The 23234-nt window shown below is 70.0% G+C and carries 16 protein-coding genes; 8 read left to right on the top strand and 8 right to left on the bottom strand.

Features of this window, described 5'->3' with window-relative positions:
* Positions 1-101: 101 nt before the first annotated feature.
* Complete coding sequence (locus ACWC1K_RS34940) at positions 102-4175, bottom strand: beta-galactosidase (protein ID WP_450836933.1); 4074 nt, start codon at positions 4173-4175, stop codon at positions 102-104.
* A 433-nt stretch (positions 4176-4608) separates the two neighbouring features.
* Here ACWC1K_RS34940 and ACWC1K_RS34935 point away from each other — a divergent pair, with 433 nt between their 5' ends.
* Positions 4609-5667: a VWA domain-containing protein gene (locus ACWC1K_RS34935; protein WP_450836932.1), complete on the top strand. Its 1059-nt coding sequence runs from the start codon at positions 4609-4611 to the stop codon at positions 5665-5667.
* A 95-nt stretch (positions 5668-5762) separates the two neighbouring features.
* Here the strand turns inward: ACWC1K_RS34935 and ACWC1K_RS34930 are convergent, their stop codons facing one another.
* A complete protein-coding gene (locus ACWC1K_RS34930) occupies positions 5763-6737 on the bottom strand; it encodes an LLM class flavin-dependent oxidoreductase (RefSeq protein WP_450836931.1) in 975 nt (324 codons plus the stop codon).
* A gap of 88 nt (positions 6738-6825) precedes the next feature.
* Here ACWC1K_RS34930 and ACWC1K_RS34925 point away from each other — a divergent pair, with 88 nt between their 5' ends.
* Positions 6826-7608 (top strand): MmyB family transcriptional regulator, encoded by a 783-nt coding sequence (locus ACWC1K_RS34925; protein WP_450836930.1) that lies wholly within the window; start codon positions 6826-6828, stop codon positions 7606-7608.
* Positions 7609-7967: 359 nt separating this feature from the next.
* Here ACWC1K_RS34925 and ACWC1K_RS34920 read toward each other — a convergent pair whose 3' ends face one another.
* The 3 genes from ACWC1K_RS34920 to ACWC1K_RS34910 all read right to left on the bottom strand — a co-directional run bounded on the left by ACWC1K_RS34920 (position 7968) and on the right by ACWC1K_RS34910 (position 11439).
* On the bottom strand, positions 7968-8381 hold the full coding sequence (locus ACWC1K_RS34920; RefSeq protein ID WP_450836929.1) for a VOC family protein: 414 nt from the start codon (positions 8379-8381) through the stop codon (positions 7968-7970).
* A gap of 326 nt (positions 8382-8707) precedes the next feature.
* A complete protein-coding gene (locus ACWC1K_RS34915; protein ID WP_450836928.1) occupies positions 8708-10216 on the bottom strand; it encodes an integrin alpha in 1509 nt (502 codons plus the stop codon).
* A gap of 317 nt (positions 10217-10533) precedes the next feature.
* The gene (locus tag ACWC1K_RS34910; protein ID WP_450836927.1) at positions 10534-11439 is read right to left on the bottom strand and encodes a LysR family transcriptional regulator; all 906 of its coding nucleotides are present in this window, start codon (positions 11437-11439) and stop codon (positions 10534-10536) included.
* Positions 11440-11585: 146 nt separating this feature from the next.
* On the opposite strand from ACWC1K_RS34910, the gene ACWC1K_RS34905 reads away from it, so the two are divergent.
* The 3 genes from ACWC1K_RS34905 (at position 11586) to ACWC1K_RS34895 (ending at position 15427) form a co-directional block, all read left to right on the top strand.
* On the top strand, positions 11586-12704 hold the full coding sequence (locus tag ACWC1K_RS34905) for a PrpF domain-containing protein (protein ID WP_450836926.1): 1119 nt from the start codon (positions 11586-11588) through the stop codon (positions 12702-12704).
* Positions 12701-14098 (top strand): C4-dicarboxylate transporter DctA, encoded by a 1398-nt coding sequence (dctA, locus tag ACWC1K_RS34900; protein ID WP_450836925.1) that lies wholly within the window; start codon positions 12701-12703, stop codon positions 14096-14098. Before ACWC1K_RS34905 ends, dctA begins: the two co-directional genes overlap by 4 nt.
* A 258-nt stretch (positions 14099-14356) precedes the next feature.
* Positions 14357-15427: an alpha/beta fold hydrolase gene (locus ACWC1K_RS34895; RefSeq protein ID WP_450836924.1), complete on the top strand. Its 1071-nt coding sequence runs from the start codon at positions 14357-14359 to the stop codon at positions 15425-15427.
* A 95-nt stretch (positions 15428-15522) separates the two neighbouring features.
* On the opposite strand, the gene ACWC1K_RS34890 is transcribed toward ACWC1K_RS34895, so the two are convergent.
* Together ACWC1K_RS34890 and ACWC1K_RS34885 are read right to left on the bottom strand one after the other, a co-directional pair.
* Positions 15523-16500 (bottom strand): hypothetical protein, encoded by a 978-nt coding sequence (locus ACWC1K_RS34890; protein WP_450836923.1) that lies wholly within the window; start codon positions 16498-16500, stop codon positions 15523-15525.
* A gap of 161 nt (positions 16501-16661) precedes the next feature.
* Entirely contained in the window at positions 16662-18179 is a 1518-nt protein-coding gene (locus tag ACWC1K_RS34885) for a lysyl oxidase family protein (protein ID WP_450836922.1), read from the bottom strand.
* Between the two features lie 315 nt (positions 18180-18494).
* Between ACWC1K_RS34885 and ACWC1K_RS34880 the strand changes: the two genes are divergently transcribed.
* Positions 18495-19145 (top strand): carbonic anhydrase, encoded by a 651-nt coding sequence (locus tag ACWC1K_RS34880; RefSeq protein ID WP_450836921.1) that lies wholly within the window; start codon positions 18495-18497, stop codon positions 19143-19145.
* Between the two features lie 444 nt (positions 19146-19589).
* Here the strand turns inward: ACWC1K_RS34880 and ACWC1K_RS34875 are convergent, their stop codons facing one another.
* Positions 19590-20567 (bottom strand): L-threonylcarbamoyladenylate synthase, encoded by a 978-nt coding sequence (locus tag ACWC1K_RS34875; RefSeq protein WP_450836920.1) that lies wholly within the window; start codon positions 20565-20567, stop codon positions 19590-19592.
* Positions 20568-20926: 359 nt separating this feature from the next.
* Between ACWC1K_RS34875 and ACWC1K_RS34870 the strand changes: the two genes are divergently transcribed.
* Both ACWC1K_RS34870 and ACWC1K_RS34865 read left to right on the top strand, forming a co-directional pair.
* Positions 20927-21754 carry a methyltransferase domain-containing protein gene (locus ACWC1K_RS34870; RefSeq protein ID WP_450836919.1) on the top strand — a complete coding sequence of 276 codons (828 nt, stop codon included), beginning with the start codon at positions 20927-20929 and terminating at the stop codon, positions 21752-21754.
* A gap of 362 nt (positions 21755-22116) precedes the next feature.
* Positions 22117-23205, top strand: a complete 1089-nt coding sequence (locus ACWC1K_RS34865; RefSeq protein WP_450836938.1) for an AI-2E family transporter — start codon at positions 22117-22119, stop codon at positions 23203-23205.
* The last annotated feature ends 29 nt before the right edge of the window (positions 23206-23234 follow it).

Genomic DNA, 23234 nt, shown 5'->3' with positions numbered 1-23234 from the left:
GCCACGGCGGCGATGGACCAGCTGGACGGGCAGTTCGACGCGGCTTTGGCCATCGCGGAAGACGCGGATCCCGGGCATCCGCCCGGGAAGCGGCCCTTACGCTAACCGCACGTCAGTGTCGGCACGGCCCAGTCGCCGTGGTCGTTGCCGTTTCCGTCGCCGGCGTCGCCGACCTTGAGGTCGAGCACCTGGGCGCCGCTGACGTCGACGTCGATCGGCACCGCGGCCTGTTTGCCCTGGATCGTCGGCGTGGTCACCAAGGTCCTGCCGTCGGCGATGACGGAGAACGTGACCGTTCCCGCACCTCCCGTCTCGTCGTCGACGCCGACGTCCGCCGTCAACCGCGAGCACTTTCCGGCGAGATAGAGCTGGACGTCGCTGACCGAGTTGGTGCCCAGGCCCTTGGCGTAGCCGACCCCGTTGATGGTGATCGGACGGCCGTCCCCGGCCGCCTGTTCGCCGACGCTGCTGTCACGCTCCACCGGGCCCCAGCCGTTGGTGGACGACAGGAAGGGCAGGTCGCTCACCGCGCTCTTCCCGGCCTGCGGGGCGGGCGGGATCCCGCCGACGATGCGCTCGTCGTCGCCTGCGGCCTGCCGTCCGCTCTGCCGGTAGTGCACCCTCGCCGTGAGTGCCGAGGCGGACGGCAGCGTCCCGGTCGGCGGCTGGACCTTCCAGGTGAAGGTGGCCGATGCGCCGGGTTGTACGCGCTTGACCGAGGTGGGGCTCGGGGCGCTCACGCTCCAGCCGTCGGGCGTGGAGAGCGACGCCGTCAGCCGGGAGGCGGACGGCCGGTCCTCCGGCACCCCCACCGTGGCCACGGCTGTGAAGGCCTGGCCCGGCTGAGCGGTGTCCGGCACGTCCAGGGCGACATCTGCTCCCGGACGCGCGGGCATCGCGTACTTCTTGCGGTCGTAGCGGGGGCTGTCGTTCTGTGCCACGCGCAGGGACGAGGCGTAGCTGCCGTAATGTGTCAGCGAGACCCTGCCCAGCCCGCCGGTGCTGCCGTCCAGGTTCCACACGGCGATGGCGATGCTGTTGCGGCCGTTCGGATCGAGGATCCCGTCCGGGACCGGGAAGGTGTGCTGCGGGCCGAGGTAGTTGACGTAGTTGCCGACCTGCCAGCCGTTCACGAAGATCGTCGCGCGGTACTTGCGGGACGGGTCGTCGGTGAACGTCAGTCCGAGCGAGGTGTCCTGGCCGCGCGGCAGGTCCAGTGTCGCGTCGGTCCGGTACCAGGAGATCCCGGGACGGGTGTCGTTCGCGGGCAGGGACACCCGGTTCCACTTGTCGTCCGGGTAGCCGGGCAGGGACCAGCCGGCACGCTCGCCGTACAGGCCGCCCGTCGAGAGCGGGCCACGCACGGCGTCCTGCAGGTCCTCGCCGCCCCGTACGCCCTGTACGCGCCAGGTGACCGAGGTCAGCGGCGCCCCGACGAGGGAGGCGCTGGTCAGACCGCGTGCGGTCTTGTTGCCGTTGGTCGAGTTGTAGTCCTCCTCATGTCCCATGTTCACGGTGAGCACGGAGATGACGTTGTCGCCCTTGGCCTTCACCGAACCGGCGGGGAAGGTGAAGTCGGCGCTGCCTGTGGTGGAGCTGCCCAGGAAGGTGCCATTGAGCCACGCGGAGAAGGCCTGCGCGTCTCCTCCGGAGTCCGAGACCAGGTGGATGCCGGTCTCCTTGCCGGTGGTGCGGAAGCGGCCGCGGTACCAGGTGTTTCCGGTGTGGAAGCCGTAGTCGTCCGCGTAGAGCACCGGCAGCGAGTTGACGCCGGAGACGCTGTTGGTGGTGGTCTTGTCGGCCACCTGCCAGCTGGCGTCGTCGAAGCCGGGAGCCGCTTCGGGGGACTCCTCGGCGTGCTTCCAGGTCGTCAGGGCCGGAAGGTGTACCGGGGCGGCCACGGGGATCGTGCCGGTGAGGCTGTCCGTGTCGGTGGCCCGGGTCTTGAGGGTCCTGCCGTTCCAGGTGACCTGGTCGGCGGAGGTGAACACCTCGATGGTCTTGTCGTCGGCGTTGTCGCCGGTCAGTGCGACGGTGCGGCCGCCGTCCAGGCTGGTCGCCGTGCGCAGCAGGTGGCTGCCGCGGACGAGGACCGGGCCGCTCGCCGTGTCCTGACGCCAGATGGTGTTGGCGGTGGCCTTGTCGCCGACGAGCAGCAGCAGCGGGGGCTTTCCGCCGCCGCTGATGCTGATGCGGAGCAGGCCCTTGTGCGTGTAGTTCAGCCGCAGGTCACCGGTGTCCTTGTCCCAGGTGGTGGTGACCGTGCCGCCGCTGGTGGTCACGGTGGGCTCGGAGGAGTAGCGCAGCACGGTCTCTCCGTCGCTGCCCGGGTCGCCGTAGAGCACGGCGACATCCCGGTTCCCGATGGCCGCGCTGGTCATGATCTCCGAGGTCGAGTACTGCAACTGCGCTTCCCCGAGCCGGTAGTTGGCGGTGATCACGTGGGAGTCGCGCCCGTCGAGAGTGATCGCGGTGCCCGGCTGCTGGGGCACGACCGGGTAGGTCGGCTCCGCGGCGGCGGCACCCGTCGGCACGTCGATGGCATCGATGGCCACGTAGTTGTCCGTGGATCCCGAGCTGTGGTTCCCGGCGACGACGATCTTCAGCGTGTGCGACCCGGGCGTCAGACCGGTCTTCTGGAAGACCACCGCCTGGTTCTCGCCGCCGGAGTCGTCGACCGTGGCCACCTTGGTGCCGTCGAGGTAGACGTCGGCGTTGCCGTGGTTGTCGGTCTTCGAGCCGATCCAGCGGATCGCGGTGCCGTCGAAGGGGACGGTGAGCGAGTCGCCGGCCTTGTTGGAGAACGACTCGGTGTGCTTGTAGTCGCCCCCGGTGTAGCTCGTGTCGGCCACGTGCGACCACGAACCGGTGTACTGCAGCGCGGAGTCGGGGTCGTCCCAGGTGTAGGTGGTGTCCCCGGTGGGCTGGGCGTTGAAGTCCAGCGAGATGTGGGTCCTGTCGACCGCCGTGGACGTGGAGTTGCCGTGTCGCAGGACGTGGAACTGCGTCTTGGTGTCCGGGTTCATCCGGGCGGTGTCGACGACCGCGGAGTCGTCCGGCGGTGTGGCCCTGATCGCCTCGGTCTTGGTCAGCGGGGCGACCGACTGGGTGAAGTACCCGATGAGCTTGTCCTCGTAGTACTTCGGATCGAGTTGGCGGTTCTCACGGATCGCTGCCCCGTAGTCGTACGAGGTGTAGTTCTCCGGCATGCCCAGCCAGCCCCAGTTGGTGCCGCCGTAGGTCATGTAGAAGCTCTGCGCGGTCGCACCGACGGCTATGTTCTGCTTGTAGAACACGTTGGCGAACCGGTCGTTGATCAGCTGGGCGCACTTGTCGTAGCCCGGCCCGCCCCAGGGGTCGAAGGCACCGCCCTGGAACTCAGGCGAGTACAGCGGCTTGCCGTCCGGGTGGTCGTAGCTGATGTCGGGGACACCGTTCCACTTCGAGGGGTTCGAGCAGTTGAATCCCTGCGGGTACGAGTCCGGGCCGTCGACGTCCAGAGCGCCCGTACCGGAGTTGAAGGTGCCGTTGTTGTTGCCGGTCAGCGGCACGGTGATGCCGTCGGCGCGGGCCTTGTCCTCCAGGTGCTTCATGTAGGAGTGGCCGGCCGCTGAGCCGTTGTAGTACTCGTTCTCGACCTGGTAGGCGATGACCGACCCGGTGCCGTTGGTCAGCTGGTGCCGGGCGATGATCCGGTCGATCTGCGTCAGCCACTCGTCCGCGTACTTCAGGAACTGCGGGTCGTCGCTGCGGTTGTGTCCGGCCTTGGTGGTCATCCAGCCGGGCAGACCGCCGCTGTCGACCTCCGCGTTGATGTACGGCGCCGGGCGGGCGATCACATAGAGCCCGGCCTCCTCGGCCATGTCGAGCAGCTTGTCGACGTCACGGACCCCACTGAAGTCGTACACACCCGGCCTCGGCGAGTGGTATCCCCAGTCGAAGTACAGCGAGGTGGAGTTGAATCCGGCGGCCTTCATCTTCTGGAAGATGTCGCGCCACAGGTCCGGGCTCGGGAGCCGGAAGTAGTGGAACTCGCCGGACCAGAGATAGGTGCGCTTGCCGTCGACGAGGAACGAATAGCCGTCGAGCTTCACCGTGTGCGTCGGTGGACTTGCGGCAGCCTCGGCGGCGGGAGCCTGCCCGCCACTGTCCTGCGCCGCCGCGGGCGCGGTCATGCCCGCCGCCAGGGCGATGGTCGCGGCTGTCGCAAGGGCCGCCCTCCACCATCGACCGCCGCCGGGTCTCGCAGCCTCTGAACCGAACCGATCACTTCGCACTGCGGCCTCCATACCGCCTGAGCGATCAGCATCAAACAGACTCAGGCAAAGTCGAACAGTAAGGCCACGCACAACGCAACACAATGGGGCGGGAGCGCACGGTTGCGGCGGCAGTGCCGACCTGAAACCCGTACGCACGACCGCGGTTGACGACTCGTCATGGGAGGGGTCGTGCAACGGAGCAGGCAGCCACCGCAGCGGACGGGCGCTTCACGCTGGCGCGTTGCGGCACGAGCGTGCCGGGGGCCCCGTCCTGCGGGAAAGGCCGTTGTCAGTGCCTCCCCATAGAGTGAAAGCATCATTCGGGGCAGCTCGGAGGGGGAGCAGAAGCATGTCCGGAAACAAAATCCAGCACAAGGTGAACCACGTCGCACTGGTGGTGGACTGTTCGGGTTCCATGCGTCCGCACGAGAGTCAACTCATCCGCGTGGTGGACGAGTTCGTGGCAGGGCTGAAAGCCGAATCGGACAGCCTCGGCCATGAAACCCGGATCAGCCTCTATTCCTTCGACCACAGGGTGGAGAACCTTGTGTGGGACATGGACGTGAAACATCTGCCGTCCATGCGGGGCCTGTACCGCGTCAACAATGGGGCTACAGCCCTCATTGAGGCCTCGCTCAAGTCCCTGGACGACCTGGGCCACATCTGGGAGGAATACGGCGAACACAGCTTCCTCCAGATCGTGGTGACGGACGGCGAGGAGAACGCGTCCGGCGGCGACAAGCGGCACGACGGCGACATGACCATCCTCGGCCCCTGGCTCGACAACATCACGGCGAAGATGAGCGGGCTCCCGGGCCACTGGACGTCCGCGATCCTCGTTCCGAACTCCCTGGCCAAGCGGACCGCCCAGAACTACGGTTTCCCGGCCGGAAACATCGCCATCTGGGACGCGGATTCCCAGAAGGGCGTCGAGGAGGCGATCGGCACCGTGCGCGCTGCCGCCACCAGCTTCCTCCGGGGGCGAGAGCAAGGCGTGCGCGGCACGAAGAATCTGTTCGCCGTGGGCCAGGACATATCACTGGACGAAGTTCGGGCGAACCTCGAACCGATTCCGGCAAACAAATACCGGCTTCTGAAGGTCGACCAGGAGGTCGAGATCCGCCCCTTCGTCAACTCGCACCCGGGGGTGACGTACGAACGCGGTTCGTGCTACTACCAGTTGGGCGCCCGGGCTCAGGTTCAGCTGAACAAGGAAGTCATCGTGGTCGAGAAGGACACCGACCGCGCCTACACGGGGGACGCGGCGCGCAGCCTGCTGTTCGGCACGGATATCCGGGGGACCGTCTCCGTGAAGGCGGGCAACAATCCCAAGCTGGAGGTATATGTGCAGAGCCGTTCGGTGAACAGGAAACTCAAGCCGAAGACACGTCTCCTCATCATGCTCTGAAACCACACGGGTCAGAGCCTGGGGTCCGAAGGCGAACTCGCCTTCGGACCAGGTTCTTGCACGCCATGGTGTCTCCTGTCAGTGCCGGCCGGAGCTCAGGAGGCTTCCGAGGCAGCGGCGTGATCCGCTGTCTTCCGGACTGCGGGGATCAGATCCGCGAGCCGTTCGAGTTGGTCTCGCAGGGAGTGCAGGTCCAGCGCGCCGAGTCGCACGACGATGTGCCGGGCGCCGGCGGCGACATACTCTTCCAGGCGCTGGAGCACCTGGTGGGCGGAGCCGCTGACCACGGCCTGGATCTTCTCCAACTCGTTCAGCGGCATGCCGTAGGTGGCTTGTGCGTAGGCGTCCAGTGCTCGACGGCCCTTCTCCGTGTCGTCGTCCATCCTTACGGAGACGAACAGCGCGGGGGTGATGTCCTTTGCCTCGCGCCCGGTGTCGGCCGCCACTTCGCGGACATGGCGCAGGCCGGATGCGTAGTCGGCGGGATCGGGCGGATAGGGCAGCCATCCGTCGTACATGCGTCCGGTGCGGGACAGCGCTGCGGGTGTCGCGCCGCCTAGCCAGATGGGCGGGCCGCCGGCTTGGGACGGCCTGATGCTGGGTGGGATGTCATCGAACTGGAGGATCTCGCCGTGGTAGGAGTCGGCGCCGTCCCACAGGGCCCGCCACAGCGCGACCGTCTCGTCCAGGCGGGCGAAGCGCCTTTCCCAGGGCAGCTCGGACAGCGTGTAGAGGGGCCGTCCGAAGCGGCCGGGGAAGCCGGCTCCGACGGTCACGGTCAGCCGGCCACCGGACAGCACGTCGATCGATCCGAGAGCCTGCGCGGCCTGGACCGGGCGCCGTAGGAACGGCATCAGCGCAGCCGTACCCAGCGTCACGGTCTCGGTCGTGGGGGCGAGGGCGGCCAGCATGGTGAGCGCCTCGATGCGCGGGCTGATCAGGGAGTCGTTGACGAAGAGCGAGGAGAAGCCAAGTTGTTCGGCCCGGCGGCCGAAGGCGATGAGCTCGCGAGGGTCGTCGGCCGGGCCCCACTGGGCGGTTCCGGTCGGAAGCAGTACGCCGATGTCCATGCCGGCGATCGTCGGCGACCGGTGTGCGAGGCGACAATTCCCTGCGGGGAATGGCCAGGGACCCGCTGCCCCCGTTACAACAGAGCGCGTGGACTTCCCCCGTGCGCTTCGCGAACGTCGTACCCGCCGTCATCTCAGCCAACTCGACCTGGCGCTTCGGGCGGGCACCACCCAGCGCCATCTCAGCTTCATCGAATCGGGCAGGTCCGTCCCCGGCCGCACCATGGTCGTACGCCTGGCCGAGTCACTGGAGCTGCCGCTGCGGGAGCGCAACGAGCTGTTGCTGGCCGCCGGGTACGCGCCCGTCTATCCGGAGAGCGCACTCGACGACCCGGTGCTGGCTCCCGTGCGCACGGCGATCGGTCACATCCTGCGCGGGCATCTGCCGTATCCGGCGCTGGTGGTGGACCGCAGCGGTGATCTGATCGCCGCGAACTCCGCATTCGACCGGATCACCCAGGGGGTGAGCCCGGAGCTGCTCGGTCCGGGCACGAACATTTACCGCCTCGCGCTGCACCCCGAGGGTCTGGCTCCCCGTATCCGTAACCTCGCCGAATGGGCGCGCCACATCCTGGCCCGCCTCGGCCACCTGGAGGAGCTGCGCGCCGAACTCACCGAGTATGTTCCCCAGTTGGATCCCTCCGCCGGGCTGCTCGGTTTCGCGGTTCCGCTCCATCTGGAGTCTTCTTACGGTGAGCTGCACCTGATCACGACCGTGACCACCTTTGCCACCGCCATTGACGTCACCCTCGCCGAGCTGAAGCTGGAGGCGTTCCTGCCCGCCGACGCGGCGACAGCCCAGAGGCTATCGGCGGCCGCCGGAACAATGGACTCCGCCGTCGCCGCGGATCAGGCTTCCGGAAACCTGTAACCGCAGATCGAGCCGACGTTCTGGTGGGAACTCAAGACACACGATGCCTACGGTTGGGGCGTCTGAGAGGTGAGATGACGCCGTGTCCCGCGCCCCGCTAGGCAGGAATTCCCGCCGGTTGCGGTCGCCGCGGGCCGAATGACGAGTGCTCTTCCGCCGCCGCACCTCCAGGGCCGACCGTTTCGTCGTCGGGGAGGGCGTGGCCTCCGGAGCCATGCCGACCAGACAGCGGGATGGGCGCGCGTGGCGATCACGCGCTGGGCCGCTCCAGTACTCCTCGCGCGCCCTACCGCGGCCGGCATGCGGTGGAGCACGGAATCAGCCGCTGCACCGTGGCTCCACCGACTTCGAAACAAGGGCTACTGGTCGCGCTCGGGCCAGACGGGTCCCTGATCGGTCCAGATGACACCCTTGTTGCGGCAGAGGCAGAAAGGGTGGCCGATGGGGTCGGTGTAGACGCGGAAACCGTAGCCGTTGGGGCCCACGCAGTTCCGCTGCAGGGTCGCGCCGAGGGCCAGGACGCGGCGCTCTTCGGCCTCGATGTCGTCGACTTCGAAGTCGAGGTGGAACTGCTTGGGGTGCTCGCTGTCGGGCCACTGCGGGGCCCGGTAGTCATCCACCTGGATGAAGGCAAGTTCGATCTCGCCGAACCGGATACCCGCCCAGTGCTCGTTGCTGCTCTCCTTGACCGGGAGCCCCGTCACCTCGGAGTAGAAGGCTGCCAGCTTCATCGTGTCCGGGCAGTCGATGATGAAGTCGGTTAGTCGTAGCATCCTGCGATCTTGCCACAAGACCAAATGAGCCGGACTCCGCATTCCCCGGATGACGAGGCGGGGCGCAACGTCGCCGACCTGCTGCCCCGCACCTCGACGCGGTCGTCATCGCCGCTCCTGCCCTCACCCACGCCGACGCCGACCGCGCCGTAACCGCCGCTGCCCGGGCGGGTGTTCCGCCAGGTGGGCTTCAACCGCCGTTACGACACGGCGTTCCGCGCCGCCCGCGACAAGGTCGTCGCAGGCGGCATCGGCACCCCGCAGCTTCTGCGCTCGCTCACCCGTGACCCCGTACCGTCCTCCCGTGTACGGGGTGGTGGTCGCGGTCAGTCGGCCAGCGATGCCGCGAACAGGGCTCCTGTCGCGGGCAGGCCCATGGTGGACGGGCCGAACGAGAAGGAACCGCCGGCGGTGATGCCGCTGGAGCCGGGCGAGAAGACCCATGCGGTACCGTTGTTCGCGTTCTCCGCGGGGTCGCCGACGACCAGGCCGTCCTTCTTGTCCCCGTTGGCGTCGACGAGGGCGGTCTCGCTGCCGAAACGGTCCAGCTTCTCGGCGGTGCCGGGCACCCCGGCGGTGTTCTGGGTGAACGACTTGATGCCGGTGGTGGTCAGACCGTTCGCGCTGCCGCGCAGCACGAGCACCGTGCCGGCGTCGGTGAGGCCGTTGAAGTCCTCGCCGGGCAGGCCGGTCACCACGTCGAGGTAGCCGTCGCCGTCGGTGTCGCCGATCGACAGGCCGGAACCCATGCCGTCATGCCATTCCCCCACGCCTGGTACGCCCGCGGTGTCCTGGTTGATCCACACCGGCTTGCGGGTGGTGGACACGCCGTTCGGGCCGCCGTGGACGACGGCGATCGCCCCGCCCTTGACCGGGAGGCCGATGTCGTAGTCGGTGCCGTCGACGGAGTGGCCGACGACGATCTCGGCGTGACCGTCCCTGTCGAGGTCGCCGATCTCGACGTCGTCGCCGCGGATGAGCCGGCCCTGGGCGTCCTTGAGGAGGCCCTTGTCGGTGAATCCCGCGGGGCCGCCCACCAGCAGGGCGACCCCGCCGGTACCGACCTCGCCGTCCTGCTGCCTGGCGCTGACGGCCAGATCGGCGATGCCGTCGCCGGTCACGTCACCGGCGGCCATCGCGAGGGCGTACCACTGTTCGCCGGGGAAGAGGGTGAACCGTGCCGTGCTCGCGCTGCTGCCGTCCCGCTGGAACGGGCCGTGCAGCACCGAGCCGTCCCCCGGCGTGGTCTCGTCGCCATATGCGTCGCCCCACGCGGCCACGTCCGGGTTCTTGTCCCCGTCGACGTCGGCGACCACGAAGGTGCCGCGCGAGTTCGCCGGCACGTTCCTCAGCAGGGTCGGTGTGGCCGACAACCCTTTGGGGCCGCCCCAGTTGACGGCCAGGAAACGCCCGTCGTACCCGCTGACCGGCGACATGTCCACGAGTGACAGCAGGTCGGCGTAGCCGTCCCGGTCGAGGTCGCCGCTCTGCACGTCGCTGCCGTAGCGCGTCTGCGGTGGCGTCGTCGACCGGCTCGACCAGGTCAGCACCTGCCTGCGCGAGGTCGACAGGCCGCTGGAGGAGCCGTACAGCACGCTGACGGCCCCCGCCCTCGTCTGCCCGTTCACGGTGGTCCCCGGCGCGCCGATCGCCAGGTCGGGGTAGCCGTCGCCGTTGAAGTCGTCGTGCAGGCGCTTGGTGCTGGGCGTGGCGGTGGTCGTCGCGGCCGGGGCGGCGGCGTTGACCACGGGAACCAGCACGGCACCGCCGACCAGGGCGATACCGGTGGCGAGGACGAGCCGTCTGCGGCGCCGAGGAAGGGAACGGGAACGCATGGTTTTCCTGACGTAGGCGGAGAGGAGAGCGTGTAGGGGGTGGCGGGCGATCGGCGGGGAACGCGTCGCCGAGCCAGGCGGCCGCTCGCGACCGCGCCGGGAGCACCGGCGTACGCGTCCTCACGCCGCCCGGTACGACACACCGGAGAGTCGGTTGGTTGTACCGACGTACGCGGTGGCTTTCCCTGCCGCTGACCGCGCGCCCCACCCCGCAGCCTCAAAGCCGCCGGCCACGGAGATCGGCACCGGCTTGCGGGGAACAGAGCCGTAACACCCGAGTGAGGAGCCTGGATTGACGTAGGTGAGCGTGACCGGCGTCAGTGGGTGCGGGTCGCGGCGGCGTCGCGGAGGAGTTCGGCGAAGGCCAGGGCGGCGGGGGTGGGGGAGTGGTCGGCCATGCGGACCAGGAGGATGCGGCGGATGGGGGACGGCGGCTGGAGCGGCAGGACGTTGACGCCGGGCCGGATGCCCTCCAGGGCCAGCGTGGGGGCGAGGGCGACGCCGATGCCCGCGGCGACCATGGCCTGGGCTTCCTGGTAGTCGTGGGCCTCGTAGGCGATGTGGGGCTCGAAGCCGACGGCGCGGCAGCCGCGGACGAGGGCTTCGGCCACCGGGTGATGGTCGGCGCGGGTGATCCAGGGGTCGTGGGCGAAGTCGGCGAGTGAGGCGGCGTCACGGCCGGCGAGCGGATGGTGGGCACTGACGAGAAGGGCCGGCGGGTCGTCGAGGAGTGGGGTGACGACGATGTCCTCCCGGTCGATTCGGCTCCAGTCGTAGTCCCACATCAGCGACATTTCGATCTCCCGGTTCTCCAGCATGGTCCAGAGCCCGGCGATGCGGGCGCTGCGGACGGTCAGCCGTACGTCGGGATGGGCGTCCCGGAAGGCGATCACGGCCTGCGGGAGGAGAGAGGCGCCGACGGTGGGGAAGGTGCCGATGCGCAGCGTGCCCGCGCGCAGCCCCGCGTAGTCGGCGAGTTCGTTCTCCGCGGCCCGCAGTTCCCGTTCGATCCGGTGCCCCCGTTCGGCCAGCGCCCGTCCGGCGTCGGTGAGGGTGACGCCCCGCGCGTGGCGTTCCAGCAGGGGCTGTCCCGCCTCCGTTTCCAGGCGGCTGATCTGCTGCGACACCGCTGACGGTGTGTAGTTGAGGGCGCGGGCCGTCGCGGTCACCGAGCCGCGCCGGGCGACCTCCGTGAACAGCAGGATGCGCCGGACGTCGAGCATGCCGCCACCTCCAGCGTTCACTTCAGCTTAATAGCCATGCAGATTTCCGAGATTGTACTTCACGCTGCCGTAACCCACCGTGGAGGACACCACGCACGGCGAGGCCGTCGGTGGACTTCCCTTTCCACGTCTGTGAGGAGTCAGTTGTGCTGCGTCTGCAGGGCGAGATGATCCGCGGAGGAACCAGCAAGTGCTGGATCTTCGACCACCGCGACATGGTCGCCACGGGCGTGGACGTCGATGCCCTGCTGCTCGCCGCCTTCAACGCCGCCGACCCCCGTCAGATCGACGGCGTGGGCGGCGCCTCCTCCACCACCTCCAAGGCCGCCGTCGTACAGGCGTCGAGCCGATCCGGCGTGGACGTCGAGTACGCCTTCGCGCAGGTCGGTATCGGAGACGAGCGCGTGGAGTGGGCCAGCAACTGCGGCAACTGCGCCACCGCCGTGGCCCTGTACGCCGTCCACCACCATCTCGTGCGGATCGCGCCGGACACCACCACCGTCCGGATGCTCAACGTCAACACGGGGGCCCGCCTCACCGGCACGATCCCCACCCCGGCGGGCGTGGCACCGGAGCAGGGCACGGCCCTGGTGCCGGGCACCTCGGCGCCGGGCGTGCCGGTCCTGCTCGGGTTCCAGGACCCGGCGGGCTCGACGACCGGCAACGCTCTGCCGACCGGCCGGGCGCTGGACGAACTGACGGGCCCGGACGGCCCCGTCGAGGCATCCCTGGTGGACGCCGGCGCGCCGGCCGCGCTGTTCGAGGCCAAGGCGTTCGGCCTCGACGGCACGGAATCCCTCACCGCGTTCGCCACCGCAGTGCCCGCGCTGACCCTGCTGCGCCGCCAGGCAGCGCTGGCCATGGGCCTGGCCCGCGGGGGCGATCCGGTCAGCCACGCGGTGCCGAAGGTGGGCATCGTCGCGCGACCTGCCCCCTACCGCACCACTCAGGGCACACTCGTCAACCAGGACGAGTACGACCTGGCCGTGCGCATGGTCTCCATGCACGCGCCGCACCCGGCGATCGGCCTGACCTCCGCCGTGGCCCTGGCCACGGCCGCCGCCACCCCCGGCACGCTCGCCCACCGCGTCGCCCGGCAGACCGCCGACGGCACGCTGCGCCTGGGCACCCCCGCCGGCGTGATCACCACCCGAGCCGTCCCCGCACCGGACGGCGCGTCCCCCACGGTGCTCCTGCACCGCGCCGCCCGGCGTATCGCCCGAGCCGAACTTCTCGTTCCCGTCCTGGAAGGACGCCCCGCATGAGCCGCAACGACGCCGCCCCGGGTACCGTCACCGCTCCACCTGGCCGCACTCGACGCTTGCTGTCCCACCTGTACGTCCAGTGCCTGATCGCCGTCGTCCTCGGCGCCGCCGTGGGCGGGCTGTGGCCGTCCTTCGGCGCCGACCTCAAGCCCCTCGGCGACGGCTTCATCGCGCTGGTGAAGATGCTCATCGCGCCGATCATCTTCTGCACGGTCGTCCACGGCATCGCCTCCATGGGCAACGCCCGCGCGGTCGGTCGCGTGAGCCTGAAGGCCCTGGTCTACTTCGAGGTGCTGACCACCGTCGCCATGGTGATCGGCCTGGTCGTCGTCAACGTCGTCAGGCCGGGCAGCGGTCTGCACATCGACATCTCGACGCTGTCCACCAAGGGACTGCCGCCGGAGGCGACCACCACCCACGAGGGCTTCGCCGAGTTCGTCCTCGCCATCATTCCGGCCACCCTGGTCAGCGCCCTGACCGGCAACGAGATCCTGCCGGTGCTCCTGGTGTCGGTGCTGTTCGGCTTCGGCCTGCACGCCAGCGGGGAGGCGGGCCTGGGCATCGCCCGGGGCATCGACAAGCTCTCCACGGTCCTGTTCACGCTCACCCGCTGGATCATGCGGCTGGCCCCCGTCGGCGCGTTCGGCTCCATGGCCTTCACCATCGGCAACTACGGCCTGGGCACCCTGCGCCATCTGGCCCTGCTGGTCGGCTCGTTCTGGCTGACCGCCCTCTTCTTCGTCCTGGTCGTCCTCGGGACCGTGATGCGCCTGAACGGACTGCGGCTGCTGCCCTTCCTGCGCTACATCAAGGAAGAGCTGCTGATCGTCCTGGGCACCTCCTCCACCGAGCCCGTCCTGCCGCGCATGATGGCCAAGCTCCAGCACGTGGGCGCCTCGAAACCGGTCGTCGGCATCACGCTGCCCGCCGGGTACTCCTTCAACCTCGACGGCACCGCCATCTACCTGACCATGGGCTCGGTCTTCCTCGCCCAGGCGCTCGGCATCGACCTCAGCCTCACCCAGCAGCTGACCACGCTCGCCGTCATGTTGCTCACCTCCAAGGGCGCCGCAGGTGTCACCGGCTCCGGCTTCATCGCCCTGGCCGCCACCCTCAGCGCCGTCCCGCACGTCCCGGTCGCCGCCCTCGCGCTGATCTTCGGCATCGACCGGTTCATGTCCGAAGCCCGCGCCCTGACCAGCCTGGTCGGCAACGGCGTCGCCACCCTGGCCGTCGCCCGCTGGGAGGGCGAGCTCGACGAGGACCGCGCCAAGGCCGTCCTGCGCGGCGAGATCCCGTTCACCCCTGCCCCCGCTCCTAACGTGGTAACAGTCGAGCCCGGTACGAAGGAGACGCCCGCGCCCACCCGCGACCCCGTCCCCGCCGCAAGCTGACGTCGCTTGGCAGGCCGGCCCGGAGCAGGACTTCCGGGCCGGCCCTCCCACGTTTCGACCAAGCCGCACGGGCCTGCGCCGGGAGGGTTCTTACGCCCACGGGAGTACGCGAGATGACGACTCTCGGAGGATGATCGCCGTTCGGGACAGGGCGATGCTGTGGGACAGGACGAGCGGCGTTCGCCGGGACGGCTGTCCGCATCGTCCGTGACCGTGCAGGCCGCCGGGTTGTCGGCCCGAAACAGAAGGGGAAGTCGCGTGGATGCCGACTCTCTGGCCGGGCGGACCGAAGCCCCGCCGCCGGATTCCGACACCGCGCAGCGCACGTCGGCGCCGCGCCACCCGCGGCTGGGGCGGTGGTTGAGACGCATGGCGTTCGCCTGCACCGTTCTGCTCGCAGTCGTCACCACGGCCTCGTTGGCCTACAACGCCTTCACTGCCCGACGTGCCGCTCCTCCAAGAGGCTTGCGCTACGTTCAGGCCGCCGATGTCCGCACCCGTTACCAGACCTGGGGCACGACCGGTTCGCCAATTGTCCTCGTTCATGGTGCCTTCGAGCAGGTGGACACCTGGGCACGCCTGGCACCGCTCCTCGCGCGCGATCACCGCGTCTACGCACTGGACCTGACCGGAGACGGCTACAGCGAACGCCGCGGCCCGTACACCGTCAGCCACTTCACCGAGCAGCTGCTGGGATTCCTCAGCGCCATGCGCCTCGGCGGGCCGGGGGAGCGCCCCCTGCTGGTGGGCCATTCCAGCGGCGCCGCAGTCGTCGCGGAGGCGGCACTGCGCGCACCGGGGCGGATCGGGAGGGTGATGCTGCTCGACGGGGATGCCCTGAACACCGGCGCCGGTCCACCGCCGGCCCTCAAGTACCTGCTGATCGACCCGTATCGAACCAGCCTGTTGCGCCTTGGGCTCGGTGCCGACTGGCTGATCCGCTCCGTGTACGGCGCCCAGTGCGGACCGGCCTGCCCACCCCTCAACGCCGCCGGACTGGATCAGTGGCGCCGCCCGTTGCGGGTGGCGGGCGCGGAGGCCGCCTTGTGGAGCATGCTCGGCGAGGGCGTGCCCGGCCTCCCCGCGAGCCAGGTGGCACGACTCACGGCCGTCGGCATCCCCAAGTCGGTCGTGTTCGGCGCCGAGGACGACGTATTCAGCAGGCAGACACCGCAGCAGACAGCCCGGCGCATCGGTGCCCCGCCGCCCACCCTCATCCCCGGAGCCCGCCACCTGACCATGATCTCCAGCCCGCGTGAGGTCGCGGCAGCCGTGGAAGCCCTGGCAGGCGCGCACGCCGCAACAGGGCAAGGCGGAAGTCCCCAGTGAAACGCGGTGCTTGGGCACCACGCTGCCCCGCACGGTCGGCAGAGATGGTCGCTGTGCTGTCCGGTCCGGCCCACGGGCAGCTCATGCCACCGTGGTCAGTCGGCCTCCGCTCCTGCGACCAGTGCATCGAGCGCCGTGCGCACGGCGGCCAGTTCGGCCGGGGTGGGATCGGCCGGTGCGTGCGGCACCAGCGCGGCCGGGTTCACCACGGGGACGGTGCCCTCCGGACCAGGCGCAGTCATGGCGCGGGCAAGGAGAGCGCCGTTGTCGGGCGGCGGGGTGCTGAGGCCGTCACCGAGCCTGCGCAGTGCGTCCGCGAGCGGAGGCTGAGGGAAAGGGAAGTCCGCGGGGAGCAGGGCGGCTTGCCGGGTGTGGTCGTCGCCGCGGAAGTCCAGGGCCCAGTTCTCCCAGCCCGGCAACGGCCAGTTGTGGATCCCGGCCACGTTCTGCACGGCCCAGAGCGAGACGGTGCGGGCCTGCGGGTCGAAATGGACGCCCCCGTACGGCATGTCGGTGAGTGCGGGGGTGGGCGGGCACGCGACGGCCAGGTCGATGAGGCCGGGTCCGCCGGCGAGGTGCTCGACGGGCTCCCAGTCGCTGCCCCAGGCGCGCACGCTTCCGTCGGGCAGGCGCACTGAGGCCACGGAGCGGGGCTCGGCGTATTCGGTGGCCGCGAACCCGGTCGGCTCGAACGTCTCGAACCAGCCCGGTTCACGGGTCAGGTCTCTGCCGAGGCCCAGGTGGTGGGTCAGGTCACCCATGCCGTCGTGCGCGAAGCGGACGTCCCAGCCCGGCCAGGTCCGGGCCAGTACGGCACGGGCGGCGATGTGGTCGGCCCAGCCGCCGGCGAAGGCGAACCACCACAGGATCCGGCGGTCGTGGTCGACGAGTGCGGCGCCCTCGCACCACACGTCGTCGAGCCATTCGTCGATCTCCCGGTTGGCTCGGAAGCAGCGTGTCGCCGCGGCCGGACCGGGCAGCAGATCGTCGACCACCCGACTGGCGGCCCAGTGCGAGTAGTACCGCTGCCAGGCGCCGTTCTCGACCACCACGTACTGCGCTCGTGCTCCCATGATCAGCGAGGCCAGCTCCGCCGTACGACGGGCGGCGAACGCTTTTCAGGCGACCGACTCGGGCTGCTGCCCGCGACGCGGCCGACTGCCCCCGCCCGGGCCACTGCCAGTCCACCGGCTGCGGCCGGCGGGCGGAGGCACGCGCCTCCGCCCGCCAGTGGTCAGGGAGCGTCGATGAGGCCGTACTTCGGCACGGTCACCGTGCGGGCCCCCGGCGTGCCGCCGAGGATCACCTTGCGGTACGTGACGTTGTTGGCCGTGCTCTGCTCCTTGAGCCGGTTGTCGGGGTTGGCGATGACCTGGATGTAGTAGGTGCCGTTCGGCAGGTCCGAGACGTCGAAGGACTGACCGGGGCGGTACTGGCTGTAGGTGTCACCGTTGCCGACGTCCAGCACCTCGCGCACCGACACGGCGGTCTCCTCACCGCAGGCGGTGGCGAGGTCGGTGTTGTACGGGTGCCAGTTGGCGTTCTTCACCGTGTAGTCGATGGCGTCGGTGTTGGCCAGGCAGAACGCCTCCTTGCCGCTGCGGACGATCTCCCTCTTGTCCGCGCCGAGCAGCCGGTAGCTGGCGAAGTCGCTGAAGTGCCAGTGCTGGTGGCCCTCCCGCGGGTCCCACTCCATGGTGCCGGTGGGCGTGTAGCCGACCTGCTTGCCCTGGGCGTCGTAGAAGTACTGGTACGCGTCCATCTTCTCCGCGCCCGGCTTGCGGAACCCGTCCACGACCAGCGGCGAGGGGCCACCGTTCCACACGGTGGCGCTGAAGGCGAGGTAGTCCTTGGCCGGGGCGGCGCCCGCTCCGCCCTCGTCTCCGTTGGTGATCGCGATGCCGTACGCGGGGAGGGCACGCAGATCGGGTTTGGGCACGTCGGCCGGAACGGTCGCCCTGCCGACCGGACGGTGCGCGGCCGGCTTCAGGCTCTTCGACGCGTTCTTCTGCCCGTGCCTGACGCCGGCCAGGCCCTGGCCCCCGCCGGAGTTCTGGCGGACCGTCACCTTGACGGTCTGGGTCTTGTCCGGCATGCCGAACAGGTCACGGTAGTTCTTCGCCACCGAGACCTTCGCCGTGTAGACGCCGGCCGGCAGGTCGAGGGGGTTGTCCCCGCGGAACCCCGGGGACGTGGCCGCCGCCCAGCCCTTCTCGACACCCCACACTCCACCGAGCGCGAACGGGTTGTCGGAGCAGCCGTCGGGGTACTTGGAGGTGGCCGGGGCGTCCGGCCGGATCCGGCCCGCCCGGGTGTTCGGGCAGAACGACTGTGTGGTGTCGGCCACCTTCGCGCCCGACGCGTCGCTGATGCTGATCTTGAGGAAGTCCGGCAGGCCCGAGAAGTCCTTCACCAGGCCCGTCGGCAGGGTCTTGGTCACCGTCCGGCCGGCGGAGTGGATCACCTGTGTCGCGACGACGGGGTCGTTGTACGACTTGCGCGTCACCCGCATCTCGAGCGGTCCCCCGTCGACCGTGATGTAGGTGCCGAGGTCCAGGTAGACCCCTGGCTCGCCCTCGTAGCGGTCGACGGTCACCGAGGGGGCGGCGGCGATCAGCTGGAGCTTCGGCGTGCCCGTCGGTGTCGCCGCTCCCGCGCCGGGCGCGGCGAGGGTTCCGGCGGCGCCGACGGTGAGGGCGGCGGCGGCGATGATCGCCGAACGCCGTAAAACGGTGGGGTGATGTCTGGTCATGAGTGCTCTTTCTGCGTCTGGTCGGGACGAGTCGTGCACGTCGTGCAGGCACGCAAGGAGGTTCTTGTGTGCCAACTGTGAAAAGCGTGAAAAGCCGATTCAGGTTGCCTGGTCATCGAAATTCGCCCTGAATCCGGGCTCGTTGCCCCTGCCGGCGCTCGCCGACCCGCCGGCGCAGGCCCCTTTGGGCGACTGCCGCCGCATTCGCCCACGGCGTCCGCGCAGGGTCATGACCGGCCATGTGTGGCCCAGCCCGGCGAGGTGGTGCGGGGACCATGCGACGAGACGAGCGGTGTCGGCTCATAGGCTGCGGTCATGACCGAGATCAAGACTCCGACACCCCGGGATGCCTTCGAGCTGCTGCTGGCCGGTAATAAGCGCTTCGTCGCCGGCGCCCCCGAACATCCCAACCAGGACGCCGCTCGCCGCGCCGAGACCGCCCCGTCCCAGCAGCCCTTCGCCGTGCTGTTCGGGTGCTCCGACTCCCGGCTGGCCGCCGAGATCATCTTCGACCGCGGCCTGGGCGACCTGTTCGTGGTGCGCACCGCGGGCCACGTCGTGGGTGCGGAGGTGCTGGGCAGCATCGAATACGGGGTGGATGTCCTGGGCTGCCCGCTGGTGGTGGTGCTGGGCCACGACTCGTGCGGCGCGGTGGGCGCGGCCTGCGCCGTGCTGGAGGACGGCATGGCACCGGCCGGATACGTCCGTGATGTTGTCGAGCGGGTGACCCCCAGCGTGCTCGCGGCGCGGGCCGCGGGACGGGTGGAGCCGGAGGAGATCCTCGCCGAGCACATAAGGCACACCGTCGATCTGCTCCTGGACCGCTCCCGGGTGCTGGCCGAGAAGGTCGCCGCCGGCCAGGCCGCCGTGGTGGGCCTGTGCTACCGCCTGGCCGACGGCAGCGCACAGCTCGTCGCGACCCGCGGATTGGCAACCGACGGTCTTGCGCAGCCGGATAGCTTCTGACCTGGTCGTATGTGCCCCGGGATTGCGCTGGGGGCAAGGGCACGCACGGGCCGGCCGGCGCCTTCGAGGCGCGGGCGGCTACGCCTGGTTCAACAGGTCGTCGGTGCCGTCGTCGCCCAGGGCGAAGGCGATCCGGACGGCAGCGCTGCCGGGCCGGCGCCCTGCGGTCGAGGGTCGGGGCACCGTCGCCCGGATCACGGAGCGGTTCACAGCGCCGTTCGGGACGGAGCGCCGTACCTGCGGACCTGGCCGTCCCGCCCGGCGACGGCCGGCAGGTGCGGGCCCGCCCAGGCCAACGCGGCGAGCGCCGCCCCATGGCCCTCCAACTCCCGTGCCGGACGGATCCGTTGCCGTGGCCGTCCGGCGGTGGCGCACCGAAGCCCTCGTGGCCGAGGCGCCCTCAGGCGGCCCCCTCCCTGCTCAATGGGTCGACGGCGGTGCTGGTCACTCGGCGGTTCGGGGTCCTGCGGCGCGGCGGAGCCGGTTGGCGATCGCCAGGCCCAGTCCCTCCTCCACCGGCAAGGACGCGACGATGAGGTCGCATCCCCGCTGGTCGAGTTCGCGCAGGAAGCCGTACAGGTCGCGGGCGTAGGCGGTCATCGAGGCGGGGACGGCTACCACGGTGTGCGCCTTCACCGGAGTGTCGGCGATGGAGGGAGGAAGGAGGACCCCGACCTGGTGCCCCCGCTCCTGCGCGATCTCCGCCTCGGCGGCGACCTTCTCGGGCTCGACAAGGACGACCCTGGCGCGCGGCGCGTAGTGGGACGGATGCTGGCCCGGCACCCGGACGTGGCTCGTCGAGTGGACCGTCAGCGGGCGCCCCAGCACCGCTTCGAGGTCCTCGCGGGTCACCCCGCCGGGCCGCAGGATGCTCGGCGTCTCGCCGGTGGCGTCCACGATGGTCGACTCGACGCCGACCTCGCAGGGGCCGCCGTCCAGCACGAAGTCGACGGCGTCACCGAGCTCCGCACGAACGTGGTCCGCAGCGGTGGGGCTGACCTGGCCGAAGCGGTTGGCGGACGGGGCCGTGACACCGCCGCCGAAGGCTGACAGCAGCGCGAGTGCGACGGGGTGGTCGGGCACACGCACGGCCACCGTTTCCAGACCGCCCGTCGCTTCGAGGGGAACCCGGGGACCGCGGCGGAGGACCAACGTGAGGGGTCCCGGCCAGAAGTGCTCCGCCAGCAGGCGGGCCGTCGGGGGCACGTCCTGCACCCAGTCGGCCAGGTGTTGCGCGTCGCCGAGGTGGACGATCAGCGGGTGAGAGGGCGGGCGCCCCTTGACCTGGAAGATGCGTGCGACGGCGGCGGGGTCCTCGGCGTTGGCGCCCAGACCGTAGACGGTCTCGGTCGGGAAGGCCACGAGCCCTCCGGCGCGCAGCACACCGGCCGCCCTCTCGATGTCACGCGTTTCCGCCGTCACCACGACAGTCCTTTCACTGTTCGGATCTTCCACATTCCACGGCCGCGTCGGCGCACGACGACGCCCTCGGCCGAGGGCATCGCATGAGCGGGGCCCATCAAGCCCGCCACGGCGGTCGTGGGGGACACCGCCAAGACGGACCGGCTTCAGCGTAGAACCGACGAGGCCCTACCCGGACAGCCGGGTACGCCGGGCGTCGCGAGACAGGAGCGGACCGGGGACCGTGCCGGTGCTCAACGACTCGACGGCGTCAACGTTCCGAGCGGCGGCGCCCGGCATACGACGACGGGCGGCTGTGTGTTCTCCGGCTGCGGGAAACCGGTGGCGTCCTGACGGGCGGCCTCGTAGTTTGTGCGCTCGTGACTGATGACCCGAAGACGCGTCCGGATCCATACGGCCTCGGCAGGGTGTTCAACGAGGTGGCGGAGCTTTACGACCGGGTCCGGCCCGGGTACCCGGACGAGTTGTTCGCGGATCTCGTCGCCGTCACCGGCATGGACGAGGGGTCGTCGGTGCTGGAGGTGGGCTGTGGGAGTGGTCAGGCCACGCGCTCGCTGGCAGCGCTGGGATGCTCCGTGACCGCCGTGGAGCCGGGCACGGACATGGCCGCGCTCGCTCGCCGGCGACTCGCCCCCTTTCCCAAGGTGGAGGTCGAGACGTCGCGGTTCGAGGAGTGGGACGACCGTGGCCGGCGCTTCGATGCCCTGGTCGCTGCGTCGTCGTGGCACTGGGTCGATCCGTCGGTCGGCTGGCGGCGGGCGCACCAGGTGGTCTCGCCCGGAGGCTGGATGGCGCTGCTGGGCCATGTCGTGGTCCGCCGGCCGGGAGAGCCGGAGGTGTATGCCGAGAGCGCCGATCTGCACGAGCGATTCTCTCCGGGCAACCCCGACTGGGGGCACCCGCCGCTGGAGGACGACGTGCGCGCCACCGACCGGGGGTGGGGCCTGGTCGAGGATCCCGGAGACCTGTTCGGCCCGACGACGGTGCGCTGGTATCCGACGGTTCAGTGGTTGACCGGGGACGGCTTTGCCGACCTCCTTCGCTCACAGTCGCTGTATCGCAGGCTCGACCCCCAGGTCCGTGAGCCGCTGCTGGACGCTGTCGCCGAGCGCATCCGCACACGGATGGGGGACCGGGCACCGCGCCGCTATCTGAGCGTCCTGCGCATCGGACGGCGCGCCGAGTGAGACGAGGGCCCGATTTCTGCACTGCGGGCCCTGACCAGAGCTGTCCCAACCCGAGAGACACCCGGCGGCGGCGATGACGCAGCGGGACTTGGCGCCGCCTCTCCATGGTGGTGGTTCCCATCGGTCCGGGCTGGTCCGTGAGAGCAGTGGCGATTGAGAAGGGGGCCTCTGGGGGGACACATCGCTGCGTGGCTCTGGCGAGGTGAGGTGGTGATGTGCGGGTGGGTGGTGCCGAGCGCTGGTTGCGTCGGTATCCGGGTGGCGGTGGCGCCCGTCGTGGCGGGGAGCGGTTGCGGTTTGTGGTGCTGGGCAGTCGGCCGGCGCGGAGGGTGGGATCGGTGGCGCGTGCCCGCAGGGCGGGGATGGCAGGGGGGAGGGCCGGGGAGGGTGTGGTGGTCGCCCGGGGGCTGAGGGTGGGGGCTGCGTATGGGTGGCGGCTGTTGGTGGTGGGGGTGGTCGCCTATGCGTGTTTTGTGATGCTGGGGCGTTTGCAGCTGGTGGCTGTGGCGCTTTTTCTTGCCCTGGTGGTGACGTCAGTCCTGCGTCCGCTTGTGGATCTGCTGGACCGGTGGCTGCCGAGGGCGCTGGCGGTGGTGGTGGGTGTCGCGGGAAGCCTGATGGCGGTCCTGGGGCTGCTCGCCCTGATGGGTGAGCTGGTGGCGAGTGAATGGGGCCGACTGGGGCGGGAGTTCGGCGGGGGAGTGGGACGCATCGAGCGGTGGCTGCAGGGGGCTCCTTTCCATGTGAGTCCCACGGTGATGTCGGATCTTCAGGGCAAGGTGGGTTCTTATGTGTCCGCGCATCGCTCGGCTTTCGTCAGCGGTGCGGTGAGCGGAGCCGGGCGGCTGGTCGAGGTGTTGACGGCTGGGGTACTCGCGCTGTTTTGTTCGGTGTTCTTCATCTATTCCGGTGACCGGTTGTGGTCTTGGTTCAAGGGGGGTCTGCCGCGGCGGGCGGGGGACGCGTTCGGCCGCGCGGGTGGTGCGGCGTGGCGGACCTTTGCCGGGTATACGCGGGGCATCGTGATCGTGGCGGCGACCAATGCGGTGCTGGTCGGCATCGCCCTGTTCGTACTGCGGGTGCCGTTGGCGCTGCCGCTGACATTGCTGGAGTTCTTTGCCGCGTTCGTCCCGCTGGTGGGCTCGCCGATTGCGTTGGGGATGGCCACGGTGGTGGCCCTGGCCTCGCGCGGCCCGGTCATCGCGATCGTGGTGCTGGCGCTGATCGTCGTCGTGGGCCAGATCGAGGGCCATGTGCTGCATCCGCTGGTGATGAGCTGGGCGGTGCGGCTGCATCCGGTGGTGGTGGCCGTCTCGGTGATCGCCGGTGCCGTCCTGGCCGGGGTGGTCGGTGCGGTCGTGGCGGTGCCGATGGTGTCGGTGGCATGGGCGGTGGCCAGTGAACTGCGCGGCCCCTGGGCGGGCGGAGAGACGGTGCCCAAGGGCTCGTAGACCATCGGCATGTTGCTTCCCGCGAAGCG

It is taken from the genome of Streptomyces sp. NPDC001492, assembly GCF_053597275.1.
Note: the sequence above shows the minus strand (reverse complement) of the source record. Positions and strands in the feature narration are given on the sequence as shown.